Raw genomic sequence first — 397 nt, forward strand, 5'->3', positions numbered from 1 at the left:
AATCACTGTGGCATCGCCGGTCTGGAGATGCTGGCTGCCGGCTATCCGGTGGGAGACGTCGCCGTCGGTGGTGATTTTGCGCGAACCCGCCACCTGATGATGGTCATCGGCGCGGATATCGTGGTAACGGTTGTTGTCGATGCGGCTCTTCTGGTCGTGTTGGATATGCCAGTAGGCATCGTTTTCGATATGCGCGGTAAAGTCTTTCTGGCCGTGGATATAAACTTCCTCGCTGCCTTTCGCATCCTCAAAACGCAGCTCATTGAAGCCTTTGCCCTTGTGGGTCTTGGTTTTAAACGTGGTGCGGGTTTTGGCTGCCGGTAAATCCAGCGGCGGGCGGTTCAGGTCGTTGTAAACGCAGCCGGTGACAATCGGCCGGTCGATATCGCCGTTGAGG

General features: G+C 56.7%; 1 protein-coding gene. It reads right to left on the bottom strand.

Going from position 1 to position 397, the window contains the following annotated elements; genetic code table 11:
• On the bottom strand, positions 1-397 hold a 397-nt coding region (locus Xbed_RS19180), incomplete at both ends, for a bacteriophage T4 gp5 trimerisation domain-containing protein (protein ID WP_422641356.1).

Origin of the sequence: Xenorhabdus beddingii (assembly GCF_002127545.1) — a bacterium.
Classification (GTDB): Bacteria; Pseudomonadota; Gammaproteobacteria; order Enterobacterales; family Enterobacteriaceae; genus Xenorhabdus; species Xenorhabdus beddingii.